The sequence below is a fragment of the Metabacillus rhizolycopersici genome (genome assembly GCF_020075705.1).
Map to the genome: position 1 here is coordinate 53,982 of NZ_JAIQUM010000025.1, position 7,772 is coordinate 61,753.

Annotated in this window: 8 protein-coding genes; 4 read left to right on the forward strand and 4 right to left on the reverse strand. The window is 35.8% G+C overall.

Going from position 1 to position 7,772, the window contains the following annotated elements; all coding sequences use genetic code 11:
• Positions 1–87: 87 nt before the first annotated feature.
• Both K9V48_RS12670 and K9V48_RS12675 read right to left on the reverse strand, forming a co-directional pair.
• Complete coding sequence (locus K9V48_RS12670) at positions 88–903, reverse strand: metallophosphoesterase (protein WP_224139362.1); 816 nt, start codon at positions 901–903, stop codon at positions 88–90.
• 203 nt (positions 904–1,106) lie between these two features.
• On the reverse strand, positions 1,107–1,652 hold the full coding sequence (locus K9V48_RS12675) for a YkoP family protein (RefSeq protein WP_224139354.1): 546 nt from the start codon (positions 1,650–1,652) through the stop codon (positions 1,107–1,109).
• 197 nt (positions 1,653–1,849) lie between these two features.
• Here K9V48_RS12675 and K9V48_RS12680 point away from each other — a divergent pair, with 197 nt between their 5' ends.
• The gene (locus K9V48_RS12680) at positions 1,850–2,017 is read left to right on the forward strand and encodes a hypothetical protein (RefSeq protein ID WP_224139355.1); all 168 of its coding nucleotides are present in this window, start codon (positions 1,850–1,852) and stop codon (positions 2,015–2,017) included.
• A gap of 114 nt (positions 2,018–2,131) precedes the next feature.
• Here K9V48_RS12680 and K9V48_RS12685 read toward each other — a convergent pair whose 3' ends face one another.
• Positions 2,132–2,836: a DUF421 domain-containing protein gene (locus K9V48_RS12685; RefSeq protein ID WP_224139363.1), complete on the reverse strand. Its 705-nt coding sequence runs from the start codon at positions 2,834–2,836 to the stop codon at positions 2,132–2,134.
• A 271-nt stretch (positions 2,837–3,107) separates the two neighbouring features.
• Between K9V48_RS12685 and K9V48_RS12690 the strand changes: the two genes are divergently transcribed.
• A complete protein-coding gene (locus tag K9V48_RS12690) occupies positions 3,108–4,409 on the forward strand; it encodes a DEAD/DEAH box helicase (protein ID WP_224139356.1) in 1,302 nt (433 codons plus the stop codon).
• Positions 4,410–4,837: 428 nt separating this feature from the next.
• On the opposite strand, the gene K9V48_RS12695 is transcribed toward K9V48_RS12690, so the two are convergent.
• Positions 4,838–5,200, reverse strand: a complete 363-nt coding sequence (locus K9V48_RS12695; RefSeq protein WP_224139357.1) for an SNARE domain-containing protein — start codon at positions 5,198–5,200, stop codon at positions 4,838–4,840.
• A gap of 761 nt (positions 5,201–5,961) precedes the next feature.
• Here K9V48_RS12695 and K9V48_RS12700 point away from each other — a divergent pair.
• Positions 5,962–6,747, forward strand: coding sequence for a lipase family protein (locus K9V48_RS12700; protein WP_224139364.1), 786 nt, complete (start codon positions 5,962–5,964; stop codon positions 6,745–6,747).
• Between the two features lie 22 nt (positions 6,748–6,769).
• Positions 6,770–7,600, forward strand: coding sequence for a lipase family protein (locus K9V48_RS12705; protein ID WP_224139358.1), 831 nt, complete (start codon positions 6,770–6,772; stop codon positions 7,598–7,600).
• The last annotated feature ends 172 nt before the right edge of the window (positions 7,601–7,772 follow it).

Here is a 7,772-nt window from a genome sequence, read left to right on the forward strand (position 1 = left end):
GGTTTTTATCCCGTATTAACTTATAACGAAAGAAAATCCTCACTCTAAATCCAGTAGGGTGGGGATTTTCTAATGACATGTCTCAATTTAAGATAACGTATGAAATGTAATCTCAGGGCGACTTCCAACGCGAATATTTACCCCAGTCTGACCAAGTCCTTCACTAATGTAAAACGGTTTTCCATTGTGATAGTGTAACCCCTTTACCATCTTCATTCGAACCAGTTTCCCCATTTTGATTAGGTGGTATGGCTTTGGCCAATGAATTTGTCCACCGTGAAAATGACCTGATAATAGGTAATCAAAATGGAAGTCCTTCATTTCTAATACGATATTTGGGTCATGTGTTAATACTAAATTATAACCTTCTTCTAATCCTTTATAAGAATGAAGTAGATTGCTTCGTTTCGTACTAAAATCGTCAATGCCAATAATATTTAGTTTTTTTCCGTCGACATCAAGTGTTAGATGCTCATTTTGTAATGTTTTACATCCATTTTTCTCCAATGTTTCCTTTAATCGTTGAAAGTTAGTACCTTTTAAAACGTAATCGTGATTTCCGAAAACTGCATACATTCCTAATCTAGGTTTGATATTTTTTAAGACTTCTAGATACGGGATTAGTTTAGGGATGCTTCGTTTGCGATCTAAAAAATCACCGGTTAATGCAATTAAGTCGATTTGTTGTTTTTCTATCATTTTTTGAAGCATTCGAGGTGAAATTGAGATATTTTCTAAGTGCAAATCCGAAAGATGAAGAATGTTCAGTTGTTTATTTGCGAATTTTATTTCAGTTTCTGAGAGCGATATATTATTTATTGCAACATCTTTTGTATTTTTGTTAGCTTTATATAATAAGAAAACAATTGAGATTAATAATAAAATTAATAGAATCAATAATATCCCCCCTATATAAAAAAGTATAATAGGAGAGTTGTTTCAAACATAGTGGGAAGTAATGGGTTAATTTATCTGAGTAGTAATTCCTCCCCCCCCTTTTTTTCGTGGTTCAAAAAAGGGGGGCTAATAAAATCTAAGGTAAGTACACTATACAATTTGTCGTGAATAGATAGATGTTAATTGGTTGAAGAATCGCATGATATATATTAGTCGCTATCAATATTTCTACTATAAATGTTCTTTAATTTTTCTTTAGAAATGAATAAATAATTAGTGTCAGGTATTTTTGAGAATTGTGGTTGTTCTTTAGACAACAGAAAAAGAGGAATATGTGTCATTTTTTTGTAAAATCTATAAAGTTGATTGGAAGGAAGATACGTTTCAAAGCCAAGCTTTTCTACTCCTTTATGCAACATCGATATACCGATTGCTCCTTTAATTTCATGTTTTCGATTATGGTTATGAATAAATTCTGCAAGAAGAGGCAAGGACATATGTACTTTTCGGAAAATGATTCTACCCCTTTTAACAGAGCTAGAGACAGTTTTTAATTCACTTAAAAGCTGGATATTGTGTAAATGAATTTTTACTAACTTATCGTTTTTCTTTATTAATGTTCCGTCATTTAAGAGAACATCTCTGCCTTTATATGTCGTTAGTCGTACTCGGAAAATTCCAATATGCTCTAATCTGGTTAATGAATAATAGAAAGGATCAAGTATTTTCCAAAATGTAAGAAGATAGCTACGCATATTTCTAACCTCCCTTAAATGTAAAGTTATTTTGTCATAAATACGTTGAAAATATAATGGTGAAAAATAGGGAAATTGGCCGTATTCATCCCATGATGAATGCTACATGATTATGTGTTATTCCCTTATCACGAATGAATAACAATATGCTCTTTTCTAAATACTAAAATTGAATGCAATTTAAGGAGGGATATCGAATGACCGATGAAAATCGATCTGTCGTTGAGCAAGTAAGTAATCGTGTGAAACGTGGAGTTGAAGCAACAAGTGACGTAGCGATTAATTCAATCGATGCTGTTGAAGATACAGGTAAAGCAGTAGTTGATCGAATTTCCAATGCAGTAAAGGATATGACTGAAAAGTAATTGTTTGATGTGTATCTGAAAAAAAGAAACGGAATGATGAGAGTTAATAATCGAGTAAGGATAATTCGCCCTTACTCGATTTCAATTGGAATCAAATTGAGTATAGGAGTTTTACTACTTGTACAAAAAAAATGTAAGATTTTCATCTGTGTCAAGTGTTGCCAGTAATACATCATTTACATTTACGTTATAGGTGTTTTTTAGTGTATTTACGATCCATTGCTCGTCCTTGCCAAACTGTTTTAATTCATGTTGATCAATTTTCCGTTCTTTAATAATTGTTCTCGGTAAAGTAAAAGGTTTGGTTGGTAATGCTACATCAGCTGGTGTTATTGGCTGATTTTTGGGATTTAAAAAGAGTGAAATGGTTCCCCCGGGCTCCCACAATGCAAGCGCTACTTTTTGGATTGATTCCGTTTTTTCTTTTCGTAATTCAGATAAAAGGATATCAACTGTAATCCTAGCTTTATGTAAATTTTTATAATTTATTTGGCCGTTTTCTATAAGTGTGATTGGGGATGGATCAAAGATTTTACGTAATAATTGCCACCTTAAGCTCAATAACACACAAGCGACGTATAAAATGATTAAAATACTCATCGTTATCATTGACCCTTTTAATCCTAATCCCTCATCAGATAAAGGATGGGCAATAATGTTTCCAATTAATAACGCTATGACAAAGTCTAGAAATCTTAACTGCGAAATCGACCGCTGTCCCATAGCTTTTGCGATTATTAGTAGAAAGAAAAAGCCAACAATTGCTCTTAATGCCCACTGTATAGAGGTCAATGAATCTTGGCCAGCAAAGAAATCCATAAGTTCACGTCCTTGTTTCAATATTTCCTTCTTTTCTCTTTCTTTCGTATTATCATTCTGTCCCTTTTGAAAATTGATATGTATCATAGGAAGGAGAAAGAAATAGTAGATGATATGGAATACCCGGTGCATAGAAGTGGTTATAGGTGATACCAATGAACTAGTATGAAAAGTGAGTAACAATGACATGTAAAATACAAATCAATATGCTATAGTTAATAAGCCTTTAAATGATTTATGGTATTAATTTAAGAAAAGAGACGTGATTACCTTGCCTGATTTTTTACAACTTGGAATTCGAAAAGAAATTAATCATACATTAAAGTCTTTAGGACTTCAAACACCTACGCCAATCCAGGAAAAGACAATTCCAACTGTCTTATTAGGAAAGGACGTTATTGCCCAAGCACAAACGGGAACAGGGAAGACGCTCGCTTTTGTCCTCCCAATTTTAGAAAAGATTGATGCGAGCAACGCTGAAATTCAAGCACTAATCTTAACGCCAACACGAGAATTAGCTCAACAAATCTCAAAAGAAATAAAGAAAATGATTGAGAATCTAGAAGGCGTTAATGTGTTAGCCGTCTATGGCGGGCAGGATGTAGCGCATCAATTAAAAAAGTTAAAAGGTGCACAGCATATTGTCGTTGCAACCCCTGGTCGTTTATTGGATCATATTCGTCGGCAAACAATCGATCTTTCGACTGTTCAAATGCTTGTTTTAGATGAAGCGGATCAAATGTTACATATGGGCTTTCTTCCAGAGGTAGACGACATTATTTATGAAACACTATCTACGCGCCAAACAATGCTATTTTCTGCTACTATGCCAAGTGAAATAAAAACTCTTGCTAAAAAATATATGAGTGAACCAGAGAATATCCAAGTAAGGGCGAAAAGAATAACAGTAGATGAGATCAAACAAGTTGTTATTGAAACGACTGATCGAAGAAAACAGGCAACTTTATTGCATTTATTACAAGAGCATCGGCCATTTTTAGGGATTATTTTTTGCCGAACGAAGATCCGTGCAAAAAAACTACAAGAAGCATTAATCGCTAATGGCTATGAATCAGACGAATTACATGGTGATTTAACACAAGCGAAACGGGAAAAGGCAATGAAGCGATTCCGTGAAGCAAAAATTCAGTTTTTAGTAGCGACTGACGTTGCGGCGAGAGGTCTCGATGTAGAGGGTGTAACACATGTATTTAACTATGACATTCCACATGATGTTGAAAGTTATGTGCACCGTATTGGGCGAACAGGACGTGCAGGCGGAGACGGTGTAGCATTTACATTAGTCGCTCCAAAAGATCTGGATTTCCTACGAATGATTGAAAAAGGGATTAATCAAACTCTTGAAAAACAAGTAATAAAAGGGATTAGCATACCTGATCGTGAGGATTATGACAAAGAGCGAAGAGAACAATTGAAAAAAGCAAATCGTTCGTCTAGTAAGGAAAGAGATAGAAGGAAAGGGACTGATTCGTCTACAAGAAGTAAAACATCGGTTCAAGGAATGAAAGGCAAGTCAACTTCTTCCTCAAGTGGTAGAAGAAGAACTCGATAAAGCGAGACTTTCATCAGTGGGGTTTTCTTTATCACCACTGATGGATAGCGAGACTTACCTTAGCTTTTACGGGCAGTTTTCCCCCACCTTCGCTTCTTTGATTATTCAAGCTTAGAGGTGGGGGGATTACTGCCCGTTAATGCGGGATAAAATAAAGAAAAAGAGAGGATGTCAACGAATTTTCGATATGACATCCTCTCTTTTTACTTTTGCAAATCCTTCTTTGTCTTTTCACTTCTTATGGAGATAGCTTGTGAAAATTCTGTATCCTGTTTTTTGTTATTTGGATATTTGTTTTTACGTTCACGGTTATCATTACGGTTTGTCAGTTTTTAGCCCTCCTCGAAGTAGTCTCAAAACTAATATACCCAAAAGTATTGTTCTTTAGTTAAATGTTAATAATCAATTTTTCAGGTAACAATCCTTAACTAAAATCCACCTTCACCTGGAGTAAATGGTAAACTGAATTTTTTTTCTACAGCACGGAGTCTTTGGTTTAAACGATTGAGCCGACGAGTATGTTGTTCAACTCTCTCATTTAATCGATTGATTTCTCGATTTTGACGAATTAGTTCTTCATTTTGTCTTTTTAATTCATTATTAAGTCTTGTTAATTCTTTTGTTTGTCGTTCAGTTTGTCGTTCGAGTGCAGTTACTCTTCTTTCAAGTGCTGGCGGCTGCCTATAGGAATCAAAAGCTTCTGGCTGTTGCATATACGGATTAGTTTGATAATTCGTATAAGGGTTTTCTTGCTGGGGGATATACTGATAATAATAACCATATGGATTCATGAAGGAAACTCTCCTTTATTTTGTTATAGGAAACTATAAAATTCTTGTACTGTGGATAAGCGCATGACATCCAGCTCCAGTGCCTAGCCCCTCTTGGGTCTAAGCTTGAGGCTAATCAAGGTTGCTTGCGCTTTTCTTTATATATGTATGTAGGTTAGTGCGGAGTGTTACAGAACTTAAAACAAAGGAAGCCTATTCCTTTAGGTGTGGGAGGAATTTGCGGTTTTTTATATTTTCCTCCTAAAAAGGTACAATTAATAAAGTTATAGTGCTAGTACAATAATGAACTGCATAAAACTCCCCTTTTTTATGCAGTTGCCAGGCTTCTTCAGAGGCCAAAAATGTTGATCCATCAACGTTGTATAAAATCCTGCATAAACCATAAAAAACGGACAAGAGCCAAACCCTTGCTACGACTGGGTTTGGCTCTTTGTCTCACTTCCGGAAATTACAATTATGTTAACTAGACTTGTATATGATATGCAATCTATTCTGAATGGTTGATGCAGAAAATCGACTGGTGAATAAACTGTATGATTGACAGATGAAAAGGAGGTGTTAATTTTATGACAAAGTGTTTAGAATGTGGGGAAACCTCTTGCTGTTATGGAAATACTAGTTCAAATCGAATCAACAACAACCCCGTTAATACCAATACCTTTAATCCAATGATAAATAAAATGACCTTAAGAATGAGAGGAGAATAGGAATTGGCTGAGGTAAATATTTCCAATACTAAAGATGCAATATTACTTGCGGCAATGTGTTTCCAGACATATGAACTTTTTGAAAAGGAGAAGCTTATCTTACCAAAAGGCTTTAAACTTCGATATACCATTCGTGCTTTTGCTGACGTAGAGAATCCTACGGAATTAGTATTCGGCTTTATTGCCGAGTCAAAAGATCAAATCATTATAGCCTTTAGAGGATACGCTGCATATCCTGCAGATCTTTTAGCATCCTATGACATATTTCAAGTTCCCTATCCTTTTGTTAGAAATGGGGGGAAAACCTCACGTGGATTTACATGTCTTTATCAATCCACAAGAAACAATTTAATCAGACAATTAAACAAACTATCTGCATCAAAAAAGCTGTTTGTTACCGGACACAACTACGGAGGAGCTTTGGCAACGTTAGCTGCTTTAGATATTGCAGTGAACACCGGGTTTGAGAATCCTTTCGTGTATACGTATGGCAGTCCGCGTATCGGAGACCCTGTCTTTGCTTCCCGATTCAACCAAGTGGTAAAAAATAGTATACGAATTGTAAATATTCATGACTCTTTTCCTACTTTCCCGGATAAAGAGTACCCACCTCCTTTTACGGAGGAAGGATTATACTATCAACATGTAAAAACAAAGTATCCAATCTCTTTTCAGTTAAATAATACGCCTCGTAATGATGAGATTGGCTGCTATTTTAAATACCTCAGCAAAATGAATCCTGATTTTTCCAAAGCATTATGCGATGAAAATCCGGGTTTTTGTCCCAATACCGAAATGTGTGTTCCGTTTCGAGGAACATGCAAGCGTCTGAAGTCTTGAATATAAGAAAGGAGTCACATATATGGATAGCTCAGGCATAGATGTTATTTATAATAGTGAAGATGCGATATTGCTTTCGGCCATGATCTATCAGTCATACCAACTCTTTGAAACGGAACCACTTGTCTTGCCAAAAGGATATAGCCTCCGATATACCATACGAGCTCTTGCTGGTGTCGAGGAGCCGGAAGCTGAAGTATTTGGTTTTATTGCCGAGTCACAAGATACAATCATTGTAGCTTTTAGAGGAACCCGCACATTTAAGGACAATGAGTCGGACCAAGACTTGTATCAAGTACCATATCCGTTTGTCAGAAATACAGGAAAAACCCATCGCGGATTTACCTGTATTTATCAATCGGCAAGAAACGACTTGATCAAAGCTTTAAACAAGCTTTCCAGATCGAAAAGACTATTTGTCGCTGGCCACAGTTTAGGAGGAGCTTTAGCCGTATTAGCTGCTTTTGATTTTGCGGTAAACACCAGGTTTAAAAATCCTTTCGTGTATACGTATGGCAGTCCGCGTGTCGGAGACCCTGTCTTTGCTTCCCGATTCAACCAAACGGTAAAGAAAAGTATTCGTATTTTCAATGTCCATGACATTATTCCTACTTTACCGGCTCAAGCGTATCCTCCTCCGTTTACAAAGAAAGGATTATACTATCGGCATGTACACAAGAAGTATCCTGTCTCTTTCCAGCTGAACAGTTTACCTGTTCGCAATCATGAGATTGTCTGCTATTTTAAAAAACTCAGCCAACAGAATCCTGATTTTACCAAAGTATTATGTGCTAAAAACCCAGGTTTTTGTCCCGATACGGGATTATGTGTTCCATTTATAGGAACATGCTAGTGAATAGATAAATGGTTATTGAAAACCCCTTAGATTCTATTAAAATCTGTGATGCACCCCAAAAGTTAGAGTTGAAAATCTAACCTTTGGGGTGTTTATTTATGACTAAATATAGTGATGAATTTAAGATTATGGTAGTTCGAGAATATCAAGAAGGAGAGCTTGGATATCA